Here is a 19,758-nt window from a genome sequence, read left to right as displayed (position 1 = left end):
GTTTCTGTTGTGTTCACACACTATGTGCTACACCGCAATTCCTGTGGGAGCTGGCTTGCCAGCGATAGCGGTCTGACTGACGCTACTTAAGCGTGAGCCAACTCCGAATGCTCATCCGCATCCAGCAACTCTTTATCAGTCTGCTGCATCACCTGGCTGGTAATCGCCCCCGCCGTCATCGAACCACTGACGTTCAACGCCGTACGCCCCATATCGATCAGCGGCTCGACCGAAATCAGCAACGCCACCAGTGACACCGGCAAGCCCATCGCCGGCAACACGATCAATGCGGCAAAGGTCGCGCCGCCACCAACCCCGGCCACACCGGCCGAACTCAGCGTGACAATCGCCACCAGCGTCGCGATCCACAACGGGTCCAACGGATTGATGCCCACGGTCGGCGCCACCATCACCGCCAACATCGCCGGGTACAGGCCGGCACAACCGTTCTGGCCAATGGTTGCGCCAAACGACGCAGCGAAACTGGCAATCGACTGCGGGATGCCCAGGCGACTGGTCTGCGCCTCGATGCTCAACGGGATCGTTGCAGCGCTGGAGCGGCTGGTGAAGGCAAACGTCAGCACCGGCCAGATCTTGCGGAAGAAACGCAGTGGGTTGATCCCGGCGGCCGACACCAGCACGCCGTGGACTACAAACATCAGGCCCAGGCCGATGTAGGACACCACCACGAAACTGCCGAGCTTGATGATGTCTTGCAGGTTGGAACCGGCGACCACCTTGGTCATCAGCGCCAGCACGCCGTACGGGGTCAGCTTCATCACCAGGCGCACCAGGCGCATCACCCAGGCTTGCAGGGTGTCGATGGCGTTGATCACTTTCTGACCTTTCTCGGCGTCATCCTTGAGCAGTTGCAGCGCGGCGACACCCAGGAACGCGGCGAAAATCACCACGCTGATGATCGACGTCGGCTTGGCCCGCGCCAGATCGGCGAACGGATTTTGCGGAATGAACGACAGCAACAGCTGCGGCACATTCAGGTCGGCGACCTTGCCGGCGTAGTCGGTCTGGATGGTTTGCAGGCGCGCCATTTCCTGGGTGCCGGCCACCAGGCCTTCGGCGGTCAGGCCGAACAGGTTGGTCAGGCCGATGCCGATCAGCGCCGCGATGGCGGTGGTGAACAGCAGCGTGCCGATGGTCAGGAAACTGATCTTGCCCAAGGACGAGGCGTTGTGCAGGCGGGCCACGGCGCTGAGAATCGAGGCGAACACCAGCGGGATCACGATCATCTGCAGCAGCTGCACATAACCGTTGCCCACCAGATCGAACCAGCCGATCGAGGCTTTCAATACCGGGTTGCCGGCACCATAGACAGTGTGCAACGCCACACCGAACGCCACGCCCAGCACCAGAGCGAGCAGGACTTTTTTCGCCAGGCTCCAGTTGGTTTGGCGGGATTGCGCCAAGCCGAAGAGCAGGGCGAGGAACACCAGCAGATTGAGGATCAGCGGCAGATTCATGAGAACTCCGAGTGAGACTTGTGCCAGCCACCTTCCGGGGCAGCTGCGAACCGGCAAGCCTAACAGCTTGAAAACTAATGAATTAATATCAAAAACGTATGGTGACTGTCGTTTTTGGAATAAGCGGATGTCGCTGTCAGAAATGCAACTGACGCGAAAGGGACGTGGGCGGTCGCTGACAGACGGGGACTGTCACACTTATTTGTTAGCGTCGATGTCTTTCATTCAGGGAGATATGCACATGAAGTTCGCACCGAAATTTCTGGCTGCAGCGATTTGCCTCGGCCTCGCCGGCCAGGTACTCGCGACGGATCTGAAACACTGGCCGGCCGATCAGGCCAAGGCGCTGGACGCGATGATCGCCGCCAACGCCAACAAGGGTAACTACGCGGTGTTCGACATGGACAACACCAGTTACCGCTACGACCTTGAAGAGTCGTTGCTGCCGTTCATGGAGAACAAGGGCCTGATCACGCGCGACAAGCTCGATCCCTCCCTGAAGCTGATGCCGTTCAAAGACACTGCCGATCACAAGGAAAGCCTGTTCAGCTACTACTACCGCCTCTGCGAACTCGACGACATGGTCTGCTACCCATGGGTCGCCCAGGTGTTCTCCGGCTTCACGCTCAAGGAACTCAAGGGCTACGTCGATGAACTGATGGCCTCCGGCAAACCGGTACCGGCCACTTATTACGAAGGCGACGTGGTCAAGAAACTCGACGTCAACCCGCCGAAAATCTTCACCGGCCAGCAAGAGCTGTACAACAAACTGATGGAGAACGGCATCGAGGTCTACGTGATGACCGCCGCCTCCGAAGAACTGGTGCGCATGGTCGCGGCCGATCCGAAGTACGGCTACAACGTCAAACCGCAGAACGTGATCGGTGTGTCGCTGTTGCTCAAGGACCAGAAGACTGGCGAGTTGACCACCGCGCGCAAGCAGATCACCGCCGGCAAATATGACGAGAAGGCCAACCTCGGCCTCGAACTGACCCCGTACCTGTGGACCCCGGCAACCTGGATGGCCGGCAAACAGGCGGCGATCCTGACCTACATCGACGAGTGGAAAAAACCGGTGCTGGTCGGCGGCGACACTCCGACCAGCGACGGCTACATGCTGTTCCACAGTGTTGACGTGGCCAAGGGCGGCATCCACCTGTGGGTCAACCGCAAGGACAAGTACATGACCCAGATCCAGGGCATGATGGCCAAGAACGCCGCGGCCCAGGCCAAGGAAGGGTTGACGGTGACTGCCGACAAGAACTGGGTGATCGTCAAGCCTGAAGAAATTCAGTAAGACCGGGTGCAACTGCTGTAGGAGCGAGCTTGCTCGCGATGGTCGTTAACGATGACGCGTGCTTTCTGATTTAGCGCGGTGCCTTTGCGTTCATCGCGAGCAAGCTCGCTCCTACAAAGATCTGTGGGAGCGGGCTTGCCCGCGATGGGGCCAGTCGGTGCAATGAAATCTTCCGCTCGAACGACATCTCCTTACAGTCGAAACCTACGCATTCTTGCGTAGCGGCCTACGACTACGCCAGAATCCGCCGGCTTGTGCGCCTGGGGGGCGGCTTCTATCGTTTCCGCGTCACTGAACATCAGTGATCGGGTTTGGTAGCCCGTGTTCACCTCGGCGCATTGCGCCACCCTTTGCAGGGGTCGTTTCTGTCTCTGCTCATATGGTGGCCATGCGCAGGGCATCTTCGGACGCGCCGGGTTCCTGGTGACCGGTCTACCAACCTGCGTATGGCCGCCACCCTCGTTTGGTAGCGAGGGTGATGGCTCCCTTTTTCTCACCCGGAGCTCCATCAATGTTGAAAGTTACCCCCGATCCTCCCGATTCCAACCACCTCTGCGCCCACATCAACACCACTGCGCGCAAACCCAGCCGAACATTCGTCATCGCCCCCGGCCTCGACACCGAAACCCTGTTGGCCCATGCCTGCGAATCCCTCGCCTCGGCCAATGTCATGGCCAGCGATTTCGCCGCACTGCTGGAAGGCTCGCAACGCAGCACGATGCTGGGGATTGCGCAGGTGATCATGCTGGGCGAGTTGGCGGTGAATCAGGCGCTGGATAATCTCGACCCGCAGGAGTAACGCTGGCAAAAAAATGCCCCGCACTTGGCGGGGCATTTTCATTTTCGGCGGCTACCGCAAGTACACCGACTTCCATATCCAGCCTTATTTCAGAATTGACCTACATCCATCAAGGAAACGTCTGATTTTTCCTCCGCTTCGCCTCTTCTAGCGTGCGTCCTTTCGATCTGACAAGGACACATTTCGCATGAAGCGCTATTACATCACGGTCGGGGCAAAAACCACCGTCGGCGGCACTGTCGTCAGTGGTTTGCCTCATGGCCGCATCAATGGCCAGGCCATGGCCCGCGAGGGTGATGAAGTCAAATGCCCGGAATGCGACAGCACCGGGACCATCATTTGCGTCAGCCCACGTCTTTCGGAGGAGTGGGATGGACGCAAGCCTGCCCTGGATGGCGACCTGTGCAAATGCAAGTGCGATCCACCACCCAAGCTGATTGCCAACCAGACCATCAGGAGCCAGCGGATCGAAACCGGCAACGTTGCGCCGCCTGCCCGAGCTGCCGCCCAACCCGCCACGCCGGCCGAAGCACGACAACCGACAGCCGAGCCACGCGCCTCCAGCTTCACCCCGCCGCCAAGCCATCCTGTAACGAGCTATAGCGAGCAGTCGGGACAGGTCTGCCAGAACCTTTGGCGCAGCTATCAGCAAAGAGCCGAAGCGATCGTAGCGCCGGGCGGCATCCTAATTGCCGACCCCAAGGTGCGTAATCGAGCAATCAATTCGGCGTACGCCCGATTGTGGCTGGAGGATCAGCGTTTCCAATGGGCCGGTCTCGCGGCGTTCGCCTCCAAGCAGGTGGGTTGTGGATTGCTGCATGCGGCTGATTCGATCGACAAGATCCAGACCGAACATGACGCGCAATTACGCAGGAAGGATGCGATCAGGAGAGGATTTTCCGGGTTGTTCGACAAGCGAAGCGAGCATGAACGGGAGCAGAGCGCTCAACGAAGTGAGAAAGCGCGACAAGAATACGAACAAGCCCGCCGCAACAACCCGCTGCCTGGTGGTAAGCGGAACGAGGGTGAGTCGTTGTCGTATGTGCAGAAGCAGCTCCATTACGTGCACGACATGCTGGCGCTTGGCAATACCACGCTGTTTTTGGATGTGTTTCCGCTACACGCTTTTTACAAAGAGCGTGGGTTGTCGGCGCTCAGGACTTGCTTGGGCGCTCGTCAAGATATTTATGAGCATGATCAGTATCCAGTCCTGTGGCCGATCGAGCAGAAGAAGGTGATATTTGGTTATAACCACAAGGAAATCCTGCAAGCCTTCGAAGCCATTGATGCACGCAACATCACCGAGAGTGTTGTTTTTCTTGCCGAACATGAACAGAAGAACATCCTGCAGCCAGCAATGTACAGTGACCTGAATCTGGTGGCTTTGCTACTTGGCAATCAGTTCTCTTATGTTACGAACTTACCGTCCGGTGCCGCTGCAGCCGTCGAACTGACCCTGGCCAGCCAGTGCCGTCCCAGTGACGATGGACGTACAGTTGGTTTCAGCAGCGATTACTTTGCCAATCTGGCCGACATCCATCAACGCATGCCCTTCGTACTTAAGGCGGCGACGCAATTTGATGAGCTGCTGCGGCGCTCTGATCGCCACCTCATCGAACAGGCGATTCTTGACATTGCCGCAGGCCGGGGCGTGCGATGAGGTCAGATTATTTAACTCGGCGAGTTACTTTAATGGAGTAGATGTACATGGTGGTACGCATTCTTTGCTCAGCTATATATTTGGTTGGAGGTGTTCTGCCTGCTGTTGGGTTGGCTCTACTCAGTCTGTTTTTTACGATGTTTGGTGACCTGTTTGGTATATTGCTAAGCACACTCGCATGGCTAGGAACTATCGGGCTTTTATTGGCGTCCTTCAACGGGCCTAGTGGCATCAGGCCGTGTCGAAGGCTGGTTATATCAGTAATGTTGGTAATAGGCTTGATTGTAATATTTCCTGTGCTGATATATTCATTAGCTCACCCTAGCAGCAACATGTGGTTTGGTGCGGTAGTTCTTGGGCCGACATTGTTAGCGCTTCACTACCTGTGGCAAGTTGCGCGGAGCTCTCGCTCCCGCGAATAAGGATCTCCTGCTTTTTGATTCCCTGATATAGGGTGTTTTTATATGGAAAGTTAGAAGTGCCAAGGACCGATATGATCGACTGATAATTGATCCAAAAAAATACCCCGCACTTGGCGGGGCATTTTCATGTTCGATGGTTAACGCTTACAGCCCGTCAAGCATCGCCTTGTTACGCACAGCACCCTTGTCGGCACTGGTCGCCAGCAGGGCGTAGGCTTTCAGCGCAGTGGTCACTTTACGTGGACGCACTTCCACCGGCTTCCAGCCTTTCTTGTCCTGCTCGACCCGGCGTACAGCCAGTTCTTCGTCGCTGACCAACAGGTTGATCGAGCGGTTAGGAATGTCGATCAGTACCTTGTCGCCGTCCTGTACCAGGCCGATCGCGCCGCCGGCAGCTGCTTCAGGTGAAGCGTGGCCGATGGACAGGCCCGAGGTGCCGCCGGAGAAACGGCCGTCGGTGAGCAGGGCGCAGGCTTTGCCCAGGCCTTTGGATTTCAGGTACGACGTCGGGTAGAGCATTTCCTGCATGCCCGGGCCGCCTTTCGGGCCTTCGTAGCGGATGATGACGATGTCGCCTTCCTTCACTTCGTCAGCGAGGATGCCGCGCACGGCGCTGTCCTGGCTTTCGAAGATCTTGGCGTTGCCTTCGAAGACGTGGATCGACTCGTCGACGCCAGCGGTTTTCACGACGCAACCGTCCAGGGCGATGTTGCCGTAGAGCACGGCCAGGCCGCCTTCTTGCGAGTAAGCGTGCTCGACACTGCGGATGCAGCCGTTTTCACGGTCGTCATCCAGGGTTTCCCAGCGGGTCGACTGGCTGAACGCGGTTTGCGTCGGGATGCCCGCAGGGCCAGCCTTGAAGAAGTGATGCACGGCTTCGTCGTTGGTCTGGGTGATGTCCCACTTGGCGATGGCTTCTTCCATGCTGCGGCTGTGCACGGTCGGCAACTGGGTGTGCAGCAAACCGCCGCGGGCCAGCGAGCCGAGGATGCTGAAGATCCCGCCGGCACGGTGCACGTCTTCCATGTGGTACTTCTGGATGTTCGGCGCGACCTTGCACAATTGCGGCACGTGACGGGACAGACGGTCGATGTCGCGCAGGTCGAAATCGATCTCGGCTTCCTGGGCAGCGGCCAGCAAGTGCAGGATGGTGTTGGTGGAACCGCCCATGGCGATGTCCAGGGTCATGGCGTTTTCGAACGCCTGGAAGTTGGCGATGTTGCGCGGCAATACCGACTCGTCGTTCTCGCCGTAATAACGCTTGCACAGCTCGACGATGGTGCGGCCGGCCTGCAGGAACAGCTGCTCGCGGTCGCTGTGGGTGGCCAGGGTCGAACCGTTGCCCGGCAATGCCAGGCCCAGTGCTTCGACCAGGCAGTTCATCGAGTTGGCGGTGAACATGCCAGAGCACGAACCGCAGGTCGGGCAGGCGCTGCGCTCGTACTCGGCGACTTTCTCGTCAGAAGCGCTGGAGTCGGCGGCGATCACCATGGCGTCGACCAGGTCGAGGCCGTGAGAGGCGAGTTTGGTCTTGCCGGCTTCCATCGGGCCGCCGGAGACGAAGATCACCGGGATGTTCAGGCGCAGGGACGCCATCAGCATGCCAGGGGTGATCTTGTCGCAGTTGGAAATGCAGACGATGGCGTCGGCGCAGTGGGCGTTGACCATGTACTCGACGGAGTCGGCGATGATCTCGCGGCTCGGCAGCGAATACAGCATGCCGTCGTGGCCCATGGCGATGCCGTCATCGACAGCGATGGTGTTGAATTCCTTTGCCACGCCGCCAGCGCGTTCGATTTCGCGGGCAACCAGCTGGCCCAGGTCCTTGAGGTGGACGTGGCCCGGTACGAACTGGGTGAACGAGTTGGCAATGGCGATGATCGGCTTCTTGAAGTCGTCATCTTTCATCCCCGTGGCGCGCCACAGTGCGCGGGCACCGGCCATGTTGCGGCCGTGGGTGGATGTTTTCGAGCGGTAATCAGGCATGAAGCACTCCGGGCGGCTAATCAGGTATCAAAAGGGAAGTGAGCTTCTATTGACGTCTGGAACACTCAGAAATGGCCGCGTGTCCGGAAGTTGCCGATAACTTTGCGGGATCGCCGCGCGCTTCAGCTTGAGCTCATAAACCCGCCGGGGATGACTGGCGATGAATGTTCGCGATTCTACACGGCTGGCGGCTGGAGGGAATGGTTGCAAGCGTGGAGGCAGCATTCACAAGACGTGCGGACGCAATCCTTGTAGGAGCGAGCTCGCTCGCGATGAACCAGAAAACGCCGCGGGGTGCCTGGATGCCAACGTTATCGTTGACGACCATCGCGAGCGAGCTCGCTCCTACAGTGGGCTGCGTTTCAGAGCCAGATGGCGTCCCATAGCGGATATTTGCCGATATGGTCGACTAGCCTTGCTCGCAATGGGTTGGCAACGATGTATCGGGCCATCGCTTTCAGATCGTCCTCGCGACGCAACGCCCGGTCAAAATAACCTTTTTGCCATAGCGTCTCGTGGCAGCCTCTCACCTTGTTGATAGCGCGGGCGCTTCGAGATTTGGTGGCTTGCATCAGTTTCGGCAAATCACCGCTATGCAACTCGACCAGCCAGTGAAAGTGATCTGGCATGATCACCCAGGCAATAGAGGAGGCTTGGCCGTCCTCAGTTGCCCTCCTGAATTCGCTTACCACCCTACGACCCATATGCCAGTCCTTGAAGACGGGTTTTCGCAGGTGGGTAACAGCTGTGAGCAAATAAATCCGGCCGGTTTCCGAGCGACGGCCGGTGCGTAAGTGATGGGCATGGGGTGCGTTGGACATTCCTTGGTCCTCTTCTGCGATTGGAAGAGAAACGGTAGGTGAGGAAGGGGAGATAGGTGGTTCGACAGTAGTTCCAGATATGTCTTATGTCTGTAGGAGCGAGCTTGCTCGCGATGAACCTACAGGCGACGATGGTTACCAGAAGCGCTGCATCATCGTTGACGTTCTTCGCGAGCGAGCTCGCTCCTACAAGTCAGCGCCCGATTCTGATGTTCGTCAGCAACCCCCAAAGACTGAACACGATGTAGCTGACAGCAATGGTCATGAGCAAATTGTCTCCTGTTTGTGCGAGGGCGGCGCTGCTGACGGCGGCGGTAACGAACATGATGCTGTTGCCTGCGGATGCTGCGGTCCCTGCGCTGTTTGAGAACAGCAACATGGCTGCGGAAATGGCGGCAGGCCGTACCAGGGTGACCGCCAGAGCGCTGATCAGCAGCGGTATGAGCAAGGTGATGGTTGTCATCGCCCCATAACGGATGATCAACGCCAACAACAGACCGGCGGCACCCAGTAATCCGAGGCCGATGTTGATTTGCAGAGAGAGGGAGATATGTTTCTGCACGGTACTGGCAACGACTCCACCCAGGAAATAGGCGACTCCATACACCATGAGTACCCACGCGTACTGGTACTCGGATAGTTTCAACTCATCCATGAAAATCAGCGGTGTCACGCTGATCAACGCGAAATAACAAGCGAACACTAACGCGGCTATCCACCAATAGCGGATGAAGTCTTGATTTTCAGCGATGGATTTCAACGTACGGATGATAGAAACGGGTGTTTTTTCCGGGAGGGCTGCCTTGGAAGGCAGTATCAGTTGGGCATGGATCAGCATGCCGAGCGCCATGAGCGCAAAACCATAAAAACTACCCTGCCAATCGAAAGTGGTTTGTAGCCAAGTGCCTAACAGCGGTGCCAGTGCAACAAAGGAACCGCTCAGCGTCATGTAATAAATGCGCACCCGGGCCCTATCCTGTTCATCGAACAAATCCTCCACCAGTGCATGACCCAACACAAAAAAACCACACCCGATGGCTTGGACTGCACGAAACGCCAGGAAGCTTGGGAAGTCCGTAGCCAGCGCGCACCCTATCGAGCCGAGCGTAGAAACGACGATGCAACCAAGAAGAACTTCCTTGCGCCCCCACCTATCCGAGAGCGGGCCGGTTATTAATTGAGAGAACGCAAAAACCAGCGTGAACAGACTGGTGGATAGGGCGATTTCTGCAGTTGAAGTGTTGAATTTCGTGGCCAGAGCAGGAAAAGATGGCAGGAGGATATTCAGCGGGAAAAAACTGATTAACGAGATATTGGTAATCAGGATAAAGCGGGAGGCCCGTTGGCGCTTCAGATCGCCACTAAGTGCTGGGTAAGAGGACTCAGACATAGTTCTTGTTTTCCGGAGTGATCAAGCGTTCATGCTTGAAACCAGAAACCGATACTAGTCTTGGACGCAGGCAATTCAATCAAAAGCGCTGTAGGAGGCTTCCTGTTTTGCTGTCGGGAACCTCTGTAGGAGCGAGCTCGCTCGCGATGGTCGTCAACGATAACGCTGGGTGCCTGACACCCAGCGGTGCTCTCAGGATCATCGCGAGCAATCGAGCGTCGACCGGCTGCTCCTACAGAGGTCTTGCGGTTTAGCTGTTAGGCAGCAACCGGCAAGTAATGCTCTTGATGTAGCGGGTTTCAGCAATCGCCGGATGAACCGGATGATCCGGACCCTGGCCTCCACGCTCAAGCATCTGGATGTTGCGGTCCAGGTGGCGGGCGCTGGTCAGCAGGATGTTCTGCAGGTCGTCTTCCGGCAGGTGCATAGAGCACGATGCGCTGACCAGGATGCCGTCCTTGGTGAGCAGGCGCATGGCTTGTTCGTTCAGGCGGCGGTAGGCGCCTTCGCCGTTTTTCATGTCTTTCTTGCGTTTGATGAACGCCGGTGGGTCGGCCACGATCACGTCGAAGCGTTCTTCGCTGGCTTTCAGCTCTTTGAGGGCTTCGAACACGTCGCCTTCGATGCAGGTCATTTTTTCGGCGAAGCCGTTCAGCGCGGCGTTGCGCTCGACGCCGTCGAGGGCGAAAGCCGATGCGTCGACGCAGAACACTTCGCTGGCGCCGAATGCAGCGGCTTGTACGCCCCAGCCGCCGATGTAGCTGTACAGGTCGAGTACGCGTTTACCTTTGGCATACGGTGCCAGGCGGGCGCGGTTCATGCGGTGGTCGTAGAACCAGCCGGTTTTCTGGCCCTGGATGACCGGGGCTTCGAATTTCACGCCGTTCTCTTCGAGAGCAACCCACTCCGGCACCAGGCCGAACACGGTTTCGACGTAGCGGGTGAGGCCTTCGGCGTCACGGGCAGCGGAGTCGTTCTTGAACAGGATGCCGCTTGGCTTGAGCACCTGGGTCAGAGCCGCGATCACGTCATCTTTATGGGCTTCCATGGTCGCCGAAGCGATCTGCACCACCAGGATGTCGCCGAAACGGTCGACCACCAGGCCTGGCAGCAGGTCGGAATCGCCGTAGACCAGGCGGTAGAACGGCTTGTCGAACAGGCGATCGCGCAGGGACAGGGCCACGTTCAGGCGGTGTACCAGCAGCGACTTGTCCAGCGGCAACTTGATGTCGCGCGACAGCACACGGGCGCAGATCAGGTTGTTCGGGCTCATGGCGACGATGCCCAGCGGCTTGCCGCCGGCGGCTTCGAGGATCGCTTGGTCGCCGGCCTTGAAACCGTGCAAAGGCGTCGCGGCTACATCGATTTCGTTGCTGTAGACCCACAAATGACCGTTGCGCAGACGACGGTCGGCGTTGGCTTTGAGGCGCAGGCTAGGCAGGGACATGTCGTCGCTCCGGAAAAAAGAGCGGGAGTATAGCGTGTCGGGACCCCGGATTGGCCTGCAAGTGGACATGTGGCGAGGGTTGTCTTGCGATTTGGTATGTCGGATCCAACTTTATAAAGGTTAGAATCGCTGTCTGACCCAGAGTGTGTACATATGTCCCAAGAGCTGACTTCCGAACAGATCCAACAAGCCCTGCAGGGCATCAGCGTACCGGCCCAGCCGCAAATCATGGTGGATTTGCAGATGGAGCAGTACATGCCCGACCCGGATCTGGAAGTCATCGCCAAGCTGATTTCCCAGGATCCGGGGCTTTCCGGGTCCCTGCTGAAAATCGTCAATTCGCCGTATTACGGGCTGAGCAACAAGATTGCCTCGATCCAGCGCGCGGTAAATCTGCTGGGCAGCCGCTCGGTCATCAACCTGATCAACGCACAGTCGATCAAGGGCGAGATGAATGACGACACCATCGTCACCCTGAACCGTTTCTGGGACACCGCTCAGGACGTGGCCATGACCTGCCTGACCCTGGCCAAGCGCATCGGCATTGAAAATGGCGACGAAGCCTATGCCCTGGGCCTGTTCCACGACTGCGGCGTGCCCTTGATGCTCCAGCGCTTCCCCGACTACATGGGCGTTCTGGAGCAGGCCTATGCCAATGCCAGTGCAGAATGCCGGGTGGTCGACACGGAGAATCAGGTGTTCAATACCAATCACTCGGTGGTCGGCTATTACACGGCCAAGTCGTGGCGCCTGCCGGAGCACGTGAGCGCGGCGATCGCCAATCACCACAATGCGTTGGCGATTTTCAGCAATGAGTCTTCGCGCAACAGTTCATTGAAGAACCTGTTGGCGATCCTGAAGATGGCCGAGCACATTTGCGCGTCGTACCGGGTGCTGGGCAACCAGACCGAAGATCACGAGTGGAACAGCATCGCGCCGCTGGTGCTCGATTATGTCGGCCTCTCGGACTACGACTTCGAGACCCTCAAGCAGACGATCCGCGACCTCGGCACTCATCGCTGAGTGTCGGAACCTTCCAGGCCATTAGCCTGATCCGAGAGCACCATGCCTGAATTGCCAGAAGTCGAAACCACCCGTCGCGGTATCGCGCCGCACCTGGAAGGCCAGCGCGTCAGCCGGGTGATCGTGCGTGAACGGCGTTTGCGCTGGCCGATTCCCGAAGATCTCGATGTGCGCCTGTCCGGGCAGCGCATCGTGTTGGTGGAGCGGCGCGCCAAGTACCTGCTGATCAACGCCGAAGTCGGCACCTTGATCAGCCATCTGGGCATGTCGGGCAATTTGCGACTGGTGGAGGCCGGGTTGCCGGCGGCCAAGCATGAGCATGTGGACATCGAACTGGAGTCGGGCCTGGCCCTGCGTTACACCGACCCGCGCCGTTTCGGCGCGATGCTCTGGAGTCTCGACCCGCTCAATCATGAGTTGCTGATCCGCCTGGGGCCTGAGCCGCTGACCGACCTGTTCGACGGCGAGCGCCTGTTCCAGCAGTCCCGGGGCCGTTCGATGGCGGTCAAACCGTTCATCATGGACAACGCGGTGGTGGTGGGCGTCGGCAATATCTATGCGACCGAAGCGTTGTTCGCCGCCGGGATCGACCCACGCCGCGAAGCCGGGAGCATTTCCCGTGCGCGGTATTTGAAACTGGCGATCGAGATCAAGCGCATCCTGGCGGCTGCCATCGAGCGCGGCGGTACCACGCTGCGGGACTTTATCGGTGGCGACGGTCAGCCTGGTTATTTCCAGCAGGAACTGTTCGTGTACGGCCGCGGTGGCGAACACTGCAAGGTCTGTGGCACGGGGCTGCGGGAAGTAAAGCTTGGGCAGCGCGCGAGCGTTTTCTGCCCGCGTTGTCAGAGCTGAAAGTCAGTTAGATCTTCGGTGAGGCTGATGACGCCATCGCGGGCAAGCCCGCTCCCACAGGATTTATGCGGTCCTTGTGGGAGCGGGCTTGCCCGCGATGGCGGTTGAACAGGTGTTGGAAGCTCAAGCCTTGCCGGTAATCTTGCGGTACTTCTCCATCAACTGTTCTTCAGTCTCCGGATGAGCTTCGTCCAGTGGAATGCAATCCACCGGGCAGACCTGCTGGCACTGCGGTTCGTCGTAGTGGCCGACGCACTGGGTGCACAGGTTCGGGTCGATCACGTAGATATCTTCGCCTTGGGAAATGGCGGCGTTCGGGCACTCGGGTTCGCAGACGTCGCAGTTGATGCAATCGTCGGTGATGATCAGGGACATGCTAACTCCAGCCGGGGCGGCAAGCCCGGGCGCAATAAACCAATGCACACAATTGTGCCGCATTGGCGGGCGCTATGCACGCGGGCGCGACGTTCTGTAGGAGCCGGCTTGCTGGCGATGGCGGTGTGTCAGGTGCACCGCGTTGTATTGATCGCCAGCAAGCCGGCTCCTACAGTCGTGTATTACTTCTTGAATCGAAGTGTCAGGGCATCCGCCACCGCAGGGTGCACGAACTTGGTGATATCGCCGCCCAGGGCTGCAATTTCACGGACCAGTGTCGAGGAAATGAACGAGTAGCGCTCGGACGGGGTCAGGAACAGGCTTTCCACGTCCGGTGCCAGCTGGCGGTTCATGTTGGCCAGCTGGAATTCGTATTCGAAGTCCGACACCGCGCGCAAACCACGCAGGAACACGTTGGCATTCTTCTCTTTGGCGAAGTGCGCCAACAGCGTCGAGAAACCGACGACTTCAACGTTCGGCAGATGCTTGGTGACCTCGCGCGCCAGTTCTACCCGTTGTTCCAGAGGAAACAGCGGGTTTTTCTTGGGGCTCGCGGCGACGGCGATGATCACGTGATCGAACAGGCGCGAGGCGCGTTCGACCAGATCGCCATGGCCCTTGGTAATAGGGTCGAAGGTACCTGGGTACAACACTCGGTTCATCGCGTCGTCCTGGCGGGAATCCGTTGGGGAGTCGGATGGTATCGCAGCCTTCCCGGTCGGCCAAGTCGCCTGTTGGGTAAGAAAGCACTATAGACGATGGGAATAATCGTCATTTTCACGGGTTTTTTAAACGCTCGGCCAGTGAGGTCGCCAATTGCGCCGTCAGTCCGTAGACCGACAGCTGCGGATTGGCGCCAATGCTGGTGGGGAACAGCGAGCCGTCGTGGATCGACAGATTGCCCAGTTGATGATGCCGGCCGAGGCTGTCGGTCACCGCGTTTTTCGGGTCTTCGCCCATGGCGCAACCGCCCATCACGTGGGCGCTGCCCAGGCGTGTGCGGTACAACTCCAGGCTCAGGCCGTCGATCAGCGTGCGGGCTTCGGCGAGGGTCTTCACGTAACGGGCATCGGCGTGCATCGGCATGACAGCCTTGGCGCCACCGGCGAACTGGATCTCGGCCATGGTGTGGAACGCCCGGCGCAAGCCATCCCAGGCGTAAGGCGAGAGCTGGTAATCCAGCACCGGCGTGTCGTCGCTGCGCAATTCGACGCTGCCACCGGGGCTGTCCGGGTGAAAGCCGTCGCGCAGCAACGCCAGCATGGCGTGGGTATGCGGCAGATTGGCCATATGTTGCGAGTTCTCCTGGCCGAAACCGCCGAGCAATGTCGTGGCCAGCGCCGGATGCAACGGCGGGACTTCCAGTTTGAAGGACATCTTGCCGGTGGTGCCGTCCTGCCATTGGAAATGGTCGGAATAGATCGACTGCGGCGCGCCGTAGAAGGGGTTGACCACTTCGTCGAACAACGCCGCAGACATGTTCACCGGGTGCAGGAACGTGCGCTTTCCAAGGCGCTTGTGCGGGTCGGGTGCAGCGGAGCGCATCAGCAAGGCGGGGCTGTTGATGCCGCCACCGGCGAGCACGTAATGCCGCGCCTTGACCGTGATGGTGCGCCCGGTCGGTGCAACGCAGCGTTCATCCATCGCCGAACATTGCAGGCCGCTGACCTTGTCGCCGCTGATCATGAGTTTTTCGGCGCGGGCCAGGTAAAGCAGCTCGCCGCCTTTTTCCAGAGTGGCCGGAATGGTGGTGACCATCATCGACTGCTTGGCGTTGGTCGGGCAGCCCATGCCGCAGTAGCCGAGGTTCCAGCAGCCGCGTACGTTGCGCGGGATGACGTGCCAGCTGTAACCCAGTTCCTGGCAGCCCTTGCGGATCACGTCATTGTTGGCGTTGGGCGGCACCATCCACGGCGCGACGCCCAGGCGCTGCTCCATTTTCTCGAACCACGGCGCCATTTCCGCCGGGCTGTGGCCCTTGACGTTGTGTTCTTTGGCCCAGTGTTCCAGGGTCGGCTCCGGGGTGCGGAAACTGGAGGTCCAGTTGATCAGCGTGGTGCCGCCCACCGCCCGGCCTTGCAGGATGGTGATGGCGCCGTCCTTGCTCATGCGGCCGATGCCTTCCTGATAAAGGCTGGCGTAGGCTTGGTCTTCGAGCATCTTGAAGTCGCTGCTGGTCTTGAGCGGGCCTTCTTCGATCAGCAGCACCTTGTAGCCGGCCGCGCTGAGGATTTCGGCGGTGGTGCCGCCGCCGGCACCGCTGCCGATGATCGCCACGTCCGCTTCGAGTGTCAGGTCCTGGGTCAGTTGTGAGCCGTTGTAGGTTTTCCAGCCTCGGGCCATGCCTTCGCGGAACGGATCGGGTACGGGCATCTTTCAGGTTCTCTTTATTATTTTGGATGCGGTGGTGAGGCAACTGACGCCATCGCGGGCAAGCCACGCTCCCACAGGATTTGTGCAGAGCTTTAGACAGTGGGCGGCCCGGGATACCCGCAATGTGCCCACGATTCCTTGCGCCCGTACCAGGCCATCATCACCAGTTGCAGCAAGGAGCTGTGGCCCATGCGCAACAGGCTCAACGAGCTGTTTTCCCAGCGATCGAGGAAATGCCGGATATCGTCGGCGCTGGCGTTTTCCCAGCTGCCCCAGATTCCGGTCAGCGGTCCGCGAGTCACGGCCATGCCCAGCACATCGAACAGTTGTTGGGTCAGCTTGAGCATTTCCGGCGACAGGTGGGCGAGGTTGTAATCCAGGCTTTTCAGCGTGCCGTCGACAGCCTCGGGCATCCGTTCGGAAGTCACGGCACCCTCGAGCATGACCGGGAGCAACGCCCGCAAAAACAGCAGGTCGCCGCTGCGCAGTGTGACGAAACCGCTTGCCGGGACGCTCGCCGAACAGCCGCTGAGGCTGGCGCCCAATCCGGCAGTGGCGAGAAAGGCGCTGGCGCCGAGGCTGAATTTAAGCAGCCCGCGCCGTGACAGCGCGGGTGTATCGGACAGACTGGGATTCATTATTGTTATTACCCGGCGATGATGATCGTTAGCGAATGAACAGCTTCTGGATCAGTTTCTGAATCGATTTGCCATACGGCGGGTAAATCAGTTTCGCCGCATTGAACCGTTGTTTGATCAGCACGCCCTTGGCTTTGCTGAAAGTCAGGAACCCTTCGTGGCCGTGGTAATGGCCCATGCCCGAGGCGCCGATGCCGCCGAACGGCATGTCGTCCTGGGCGACGTGCAGCAACGTGTCGTTCAGGCACACGCCACCGGAATGGGTTTCGTGCAGCACGCGCTGTTGTTCGCGCTTGTCGTAGCCGAAGTAGTACAGCGCCAGTGGGCGAGGGCGCTGGTTGATGTAGGCAAATGCCTGTTCCAGATCCTTGTACGGCACGATCGGCAGCAGGGGCCCGAAGATCTCGTCCTGCATCACCGTCATCTCGTCAGTGACGTTGAGCAACAGGCTATGGCCCATGCGTCGGCCCTGACCCTGGTCGAACAGGGGCATCAGCAGTGCACCCTTGCTGGTGGCGTCGCTGATGTAGCCGTTGAGGCGCGCCAGTTGTCGTTCATTGATGATCGCCGTGTAGTCCGGGTTGTCGGCCAGCGTCGGATAAAACCCGCGGACGGCAGTGCGGTAGGCTTCGACGAAAGCACCGACGCGATCCTCCGGCACCAATACATAGTCCGGGGCCACGCAGGTCTGGCCGGCGTTCAGGGTCTTGCCGAAGGCGATGCGCTCGGCGGCATCCTTGAGCGGTACGTCGTGAGAGACGATGGCCGGGGATTTGCCGCCGAGTTCCAGGGTGACCGGAGTCAAATTCTCTGCGGCGGCGCGCATCACGTGTTTGCCGATGCTGGTGGCGCCGGTGAACAGCAGGTGATCGAACGGCAGGCGTGAGAACGCCACGCCCATGTCCGCCTCGCCCAGAACCACGCAAACCAGGTCTTCGGGGAAGATTTTCGCCAGCAGTTGTTTCATCAGCAGGCCGGTGGCGGGCGTCGACTCACTGAGCTTGAGCATCACCCGATTGCCCGCCGACAGCGCGCCGACCAACGGACCGATGGCCAGGTACAGCGGGTAGTTCCACGGCACGATGACCCCGACCACGCCCAGCGGTTGGTAAACGACTTTGGCCGAAGCCGGCTGGAAGGCTGCGCCCACCTTGCGTCGCGAGGCTCGCATCCAGCCCTTTAGATGTTTGCTGGCGTAATGGATGCCATGCAGGCTGGGCATCAGTTCGGCGAGCAGGGTTTCATCGGCGCTGCGATTACTGAAGTCCTGGCTGATCGCATCGATCAGGGCCTGGCGTTCGCTGTTCAACAAATCCTTCAACGCCTTGAGCCATTGCTGGCGCTGCGCAGCGGGTGGCATCGGGTTGGCGGCGTAGGCGGCACGCTGGGCGTCGAACAATGCCTGAAGCTCTTCCAGCGGCTGCTGTAGGTTTTGCAGGTAGGAAATATCAGCAGTCATGGTCGGCTCCGGATTTATTGTAATGAAGTACTTTTTAGAGTCTATGCTCTAGAAAGTCAAATGACATCCTGGAACAGCTTTGTTTTATCCGCTCGCGGATAGATCTAAGATGCCCGTCAACGCACTCTGAATTTAAGCCCAAGCCATGGCCCCACGGATCAAAACCAGCGAGCGCATCGTGCAGAACAGCCTGGAGCTGTTCAATCAACTGGGCGAGCGCAGCATCAGTACCAACCACATTGCTGCCCATATGGAAATTTCCCCGGGCAACCTGTACTACCACTTCCCTAACAAGCAGGCGATCATCGCCGTATTGTTCAGCGAGTACGAAAGCCTGGTGGACAGCTTCCTGCGCCCGCCCCAGGGCCGCGCCGCTACGGTGGAAGACAAGCGCTTCTACCTCAAGGAGTTGCTGGCGGCGATGTGGCGCTATCGGTTTCTGCATCGCGATCTCGAACATTTGCTCGACAGCGACCCGGACCTGGCCGATCGCTATCGACGCTTTTCCCAGCGCAGCCTGATCCACGGAGCAGCCATCTACGAAGGTTTTGTCGCCGCCGGCATCCTGAAAATGGACAAGGTGCAGATCGAATCCCTGACCCTCAATGCATGGATCATCCTTACGTCCTGGGTGCGCTTCCTGTGCACCACGCGGGAGAACTCCAGCCACCTCAGCGAGCAGGCCATCAAGCGCGGGGTGTACCAGGTTCTGGTGCTGGAATCCGGTTTCGTCACGGATGAGGCCCGCGATGCGGTCAACGCCTTGTTCGAAGAGTTTTACGTGCCCTTGGCCCAGGCACTGGAAGAAGTACAGTAGGATCAAGACCGACATAATCACAGGAGCCCGCTATGCCCATTGCGCAACTGATCAGCCCGCAAGCTCTGGACCTGAAAAAGGACCAGCCGGGGCTGGTGATTCTGGATTGCCGTTTTGCCCTCGAAGACCCGGACTACGGTCAGCGCAACTATGCCGAAGGGCACATTGCCGGTTCGAGTTATGCCGACCTCGAGCGGGATCTGAGCGGCGCGGTGGTCAAGGGCGTGACCGGGCGTCATCCATTGCCGGAGCCGTCGCAGTTGATCGAACGCCTGCAAGCCTGGGGCGTCAACGCCGATAGCGAAGTAGTGCTATATGACGACGGTCCGGGAGCCTATGCGGCGCGTGCCTGGTGGTTGCTGGCCTGGCTGGGCAAGCGCGATGGCGTATTCATCCTGGATGGCGGGCTCAAGGCCTGGCACGCGGCCGGTTTGCCGCTGAGCCTGGATGCGCCTGCGATCCCTCGTGGTTCCTTCACCGGCAAGCCGGACATGGCGCTGCTGATCAGTGCCGAGAAATTGCAAAAGCGCCTCTCCCGACCGGAACTGACCCTGCTCGATGCCCGCGCACTGCCGCGTTTCAAGGGCGAAGTGGAGCCGATCGATCCGATTGCCGGGCACATCCCCGGCGCTCAATGTGCGGCGTTTACCGACAACCTTGGCAGTGACGGGCGTTTTCTGCCGGCCGATATGCTCAAGCAGCGTTTTGCCGCCAAACTGGGTGATCGTTCGCCGAATGATCTGGTGGCGTACTGCGGTTCCGGTGTGACCGCGTGCCACAACCTGTTTGCGTTGTGTCTGGCCGGTTATCCGTTGGGTTCGTTGTATGCCGGTTCATGGAGCGAGTGGATCAACGAGCCTGCGCGAGGCGTCGCCACCGGCGAGTAAACACCACGAAAATATTGTGGGAGCGAGCTTG

At 59.2% G+C, this 19,758-nt stretch carries 17 protein-coding genes; 7 read left to right on the top strand and 10 right to left on the bottom strand.

Annotation, left to right across the window (positions count from 1 at the left end; genetic code table 11):
* Positions 1-86: 86 nt before the first annotated feature.
* Positions 87-1,478: an L-cystine transporter gene (locus tag EI969_RS04750; RefSeq protein ID WP_160386151.1), complete on the bottom strand. Its 1,392-nt coding sequence runs from the start codon at positions 1,476-1,478 to the stop codon at positions 87-89.
* 241 nt (positions 1,479-1,719) lie between these two features.
* Here EI969_RS04750 and EI969_RS04745 point away from each other — a divergent pair, with 241 nt between their 5' ends.
* The 3 genes from EI969_RS04745 to EI969_RS04735 all read left to right on the top strand — a co-directional run bounded on the left by EI969_RS04745 (position 1,720) and on the right by EI969_RS04735 (position 5,234).
* Positions 1,720-2,775 (top strand): haloacid dehalogenase-like hydrolase, encoded by a 1,056-nt coding sequence (locus EI969_RS04745; protein WP_160386150.1) that lies wholly within the window; start codon positions 1,720-1,722, stop codon positions 2,773-2,775.
* A 511-nt stretch (positions 2,776-3,286) separates the two neighbouring features.
* Positions 3,287-3,574, top strand: a complete 288-nt coding sequence (locus tag EI969_RS04740) for a DUF6124 family protein (RefSeq protein WP_160386149.1) — start codon at positions 3,287-3,289, stop codon at positions 3,572-3,574.
* Between the two features lie 187 nt (positions 3,575-3,761).
* Positions 3,762-5,234 carry a PAAR domain-containing protein gene (locus EI969_RS04735; protein WP_160386148.1) on the top strand — a complete coding sequence of 491 codons (1,473 nt, stop codon included), beginning with the start codon at positions 3,762-3,764 and terminating at the stop codon, positions 5,232-5,234.
* A 566-nt stretch (positions 5,235-5,800) separates the two neighbouring features.
* On the opposite strand, the gene ilvD is transcribed toward EI969_RS04735, so the two are convergent.
* The 4 genes from ilvD to EI969_RS04715 form a co-directional block, all read right to left on the bottom strand.
* Complete coding sequence (gene ilvD / locus EI969_RS04730) at positions 5,801-7,642, bottom strand: dihydroxy-acid dehydratase (RefSeq protein ID WP_160386147.1); 1,842 nt, start codon at positions 7,640-7,642, stop codon at positions 5,801-5,803.
* A gap of 362 nt (positions 7,643-8,004) precedes the next feature.
* Complete coding sequence (locus EI969_RS04725; RefSeq protein ID WP_160386146.1) at positions 8,005-8,463, bottom strand: transposase; 459 nt, start codon at positions 8,461-8,463, stop codon at positions 8,005-8,007.
* 193 nt (positions 8,464-8,656) lie between these two features.
* Positions 8,657-9,853 (bottom strand): MFS transporter, encoded by a 1,197-nt coding sequence (locus tag EI969_RS04720; RefSeq protein WP_160386145.1) that lies wholly within the window; start codon positions 9,851-9,853, stop codon positions 8,657-8,659.
* A 250-nt stretch (positions 9,854-10,103) separates the two neighbouring features.
* Complete coding sequence (locus tag EI969_RS04715; RefSeq protein WP_103395796.1) at positions 10,104-11,300, bottom strand: class I SAM-dependent rRNA methyltransferase; 1,197 nt, start codon at positions 11,298-11,300, stop codon at positions 10,104-10,106.
* A gap of 153 nt (positions 11,301-11,453) precedes the next feature.
* On the opposite strand from EI969_RS04715, the gene EI969_RS04710 reads away from it, so the two are divergent.
* Both EI969_RS04710 and mutM read left to right on the top strand, forming a co-directional pair.
* A complete protein-coding gene (locus tag EI969_RS04710) occupies positions 11,454-12,323 on the top strand; it encodes an HDOD domain-containing protein (RefSeq protein ID WP_160386144.1) in 870 nt (289 codons plus the stop codon).
* Between the two features lie 42 nt (positions 12,324-12,365).
* Positions 12,366-13,178 (top strand): bifunctional DNA-formamidopyrimidine glycosylase/DNA-(apurinic or apyrimidinic site) lyase, encoded by an 813-nt coding sequence (gene mutM, locus EI969_RS04705; protein ID WP_160386143.1) that lies wholly within the window; start codon positions 12,366-12,368, stop codon positions 13,176-13,178.
* 123 nt (positions 13,179-13,301) lie between these two features.
* On the opposite strand, the gene EI969_RS04700 is transcribed toward mutM, so the two are convergent.
* The 5 genes from EI969_RS04700 to EI969_RS04680 all read right to left on the bottom strand — a co-directional run bounded on the left by EI969_RS04700 (position 13,302) and on the right by EI969_RS04680 (position 18,023).
* Positions 13,302-13,553 carry a YfhL family 4Fe-4S dicluster ferredoxin gene (locus EI969_RS04700; RefSeq protein WP_160386142.1) on the bottom strand — a complete coding sequence of 84 codons (252 nt, stop codon included), beginning with the start codon at positions 13,551-13,553 and terminating at the stop codon, positions 13,302-13,304.
* A gap of 182 nt (positions 13,554-13,735) precedes the next feature.
* Positions 13,736-14,215 (bottom strand): pantetheine-phosphate adenylyltransferase, encoded by a 480-nt coding sequence (coaD, locus tag EI969_RS04695; RefSeq protein ID WP_007897855.1) that lies wholly within the window; start codon positions 14,213-14,215, stop codon positions 13,736-13,738.
* Between the two features lie 115 nt (positions 14,216-14,330).
* Positions 14,331-15,926, bottom strand: a complete 1,596-nt coding sequence (locus tag EI969_RS04690; RefSeq protein WP_160386141.1) for a GMC family oxidoreductase — start codon at positions 15,924-15,926, stop codon at positions 14,331-14,333.
* 92 nt (positions 15,927-16,018) lie between these two features.
* Entirely contained in the window at positions 16,019-16,564 is a 546-nt protein-coding gene (locus EI969_RS04685; RefSeq protein ID WP_160386140.1) for a twin-arginine translocation pathway signal protein, read from the bottom strand.
* Between the two features lie 28 nt (positions 16,565-16,592).
* Complete coding sequence (locus tag EI969_RS04680) at positions 16,593-18,023, bottom strand: coniferyl aldehyde dehydrogenase (RefSeq protein ID WP_160386139.1); 1,431 nt, start codon at positions 18,021-18,023, stop codon at positions 16,593-16,595.
* 145 nt (positions 18,024-18,168) lie between these two features.
* Between EI969_RS04680 and EI969_RS04675 the strand changes: the two genes are divergently transcribed.
* Together EI969_RS04675 and EI969_RS04670 are read left to right on the top strand one after the other, a co-directional pair.
* Positions 18,169-18,840: a TetR/AcrR family transcriptional regulator gene (locus tag EI969_RS04675; RefSeq protein WP_160386138.1), complete on the top strand. Its 672-nt coding sequence runs from the start codon at positions 18,169-18,171 to the stop codon at positions 18,838-18,840.
* 32 nt (positions 18,841-18,872) lie between these two features.
* Complete coding sequence (locus EI969_RS04670; protein WP_160386137.1) at positions 18,873-19,727, top strand: sulfurtransferase; 855 nt, start codon at positions 18,873-18,875, stop codon at positions 19,725-19,727.
* Positions 19,728-19,758 lie beyond the last annotated feature (31 nt).

The organism is Pseudomonas sp. PB101 (genome assembly GCF_009764265.1).
GTDB lineage: Bacteria > Pseudomonadota > Gammaproteobacteria > Pseudomonadales > Pseudomonadaceae > Aquipseudomonas.
This window is presented reverse-complemented; position numbering and strand designations above follow the sequence as displayed.

Coding starts and splice junctions, on each gene's coding strand:
- EI969_RS04710 (WP_160386144.1), top strand. CDS start 11,454: ATGTCCCAAGAGCTGACTTCCGAACAGATCCAACAAGCCCTGCAGGGC.
- EI969_RS04725 (WP_160386146.1), bottom strand. CDS start 8,463: ATGTCCAACGCACCCCATGCCCATCACTTACGCACCGGCCGTCGCTCG.
- ilvD (WP_160386147.1), bottom strand. CDS start 7,642: ATGCCTGATTACCGCTCGAAAACATCCACCCACGGCCGCAACATGGCC.
- EI969_RS04685 (WP_160386140.1), bottom strand. CDS start 16,564: ATGAATCCCAGTCTGTCCGATACACCCGCGCTGTCACGGCGCGGGCTG.
- coaD (WP_007897855.1), bottom strand. CDS start 14,215: ATGAACCGAGTGTTGTACCCAGGTACCTTCGACCCTATTACCAAGGGC.
- mutM (WP_160386143.1), top strand. CDS start 12,366: ATGCCTGAATTGCCAGAAGTCGAAACCACCCGTCGCGGTATCGCGCCG.
- EI969_RS04675 (WP_160386138.1), top strand. CDS start 18,169: ATGGCCCCACGGATCAAAACCAGCGAGCGCATCGTGCAGAACAGCCTG.
- EI969_RS04670 (WP_160386137.1), top strand. CDS start 18,873: ATGCCCATTGCGCAACTGATCAGCCCGCAAGCTCTGGACCTGAAAAAG.
- EI969_RS04740 (WP_160386149.1), top strand. CDS start 3,287: ATGTTGAAAGTTACCCCCGATCCTCCCGATTCCAACCACCTCTGCGCC.
- EI969_RS04680 (WP_160386139.1), bottom strand. CDS start 18,023: ATGACTGCTGATATTTCCTACCTGCAAAACCTACAGCAGCCGCTGGAA.
- EI969_RS04690 (WP_160386141.1), bottom strand. CDS start 15,926: ATGCCCGTACCCGATCCGTTCCGCGAAGGCATGGCCCGAGGCTGGAAA.
- EI969_RS04720 (WP_160386145.1), bottom strand. CDS start 9,853: ATGTCTGAGTCCTCTTACCCAGCACTTAGTGGCGATCTGAAGCGCCAA.
- EI969_RS04735 (WP_160386148.1), top strand. CDS start 3,762: ATGAAGCGCTATTACATCACGGTCGGGGCAAAAACCACCGTCGGCGGC.
- EI969_RS04750 (WP_160386151.1), bottom strand. CDS start 1,478: ATGAATCTGCCGCTGATCCTCAATCTGCTGGTGTTCCTCGCCCTGCTC.
- EI969_RS04715 (WP_103395796.1), bottom strand. CDS start 11,300: ATGTCCCTGCCTAGCCTGCGCCTCAAAGCCAACGCCGACCGTCGTCTG.
- EI969_RS04745 (WP_160386150.1), top strand. CDS start 1,720: ATGAAGTTCGCACCGAAATTTCTGGCTGCAGCGATTTGCCTCGGCCTC.
- EI969_RS04700 (WP_160386142.1), bottom strand. CDS start 13,553: ATGTCCCTGATCATCACCGACGATTGCATCAACTGCGACGTCTGCGAA.